At 54.6% G+C, this 773-nt stretch carries 1 protein-coding gene; it reads left to right on the plus strand.

Annotated features, from left to right (window positions below; translation table 11 throughout):
• Window positions 1-773: VaFE repeat-containing surface-anchored protein (locus tag QP999_RS03520; RefSeq protein WP_284847691.1), on the plus strand; the 773-nt coding region annotated here is incomplete at both ends.

Genomic DNA, 773 nt, shown 5'->3' on the forward strand with positions numbered 1-773 from the left:
CCTTCTGATGAGCCGTCCAAGTCTGACGAGCCTTCTGATGAGCCGTCCAAGTCTGACGAGCCTTCTGATGAGCCGTCCAAGTCTGACGAGCCTTCTGATGAGCCGTCCAAGTCTGACGAGCCTTCTGATGAGCCGTCTAAGTCTGGCGAGCCTTCTGATGAGCCGTCCAAGTCTGACGAGCCGTCCGATGAGCCGTCTAAGTCTGACGAGCCGTCCGATGAGCCGTCTAAGTCGACTACACCGGAGAATCCGGGTAAGGTGACGACTCCGCGCAAGCCGGGCGATGATGGCTCTGAGAAGAATGCGATTGTTTCGACGAACGCTGACTTTGAGGGTGGCCTGCGTGAGGTTGTTGCTGGTGCCAAGATTGTTGACCAGGTTTCGTATGAGGGTCTGGTTCCGGGTAAGGAATACTTCCTGGATGCGCAGCTGATTTCGAAGGCTGATGGCAAGACTGTTCTGGGTGAGACCATTGGTCATAAGTTTGTGCCGACTGCGCCGAATGGTGTTGAGGCTGTGACCATTACCGTTGATGAGTCTGTGACGGAGCCGGTTGAGGCTGCGGTTGCCTTTGAGACTCTGACTTCTAAGGAAGTTAATTCCAAGGGTGAGGAGACTCCGGGTAATGAGACGCCGAACGAGATTGGTGAGCACAAGGACATCAACGATAAGGATCAGACTGTAACCTCTGAGGACGGCTCTGAGAAGAATGCGATTGTTTCGACGAACGCTGACTTTGAGGGTGGCCTGCGTGAGGTTGTTGCTGGTGCCAA

It is taken from the genome of Corynebacterium sp. MSK004 (assembly GCF_030232515.1).
Classification (GTDB): Bacteria; Actinomycetota; Actinomycetes; order Mycobacteriales; family Mycobacteriaceae; genus Corynebacterium; species Corynebacterium hesseae.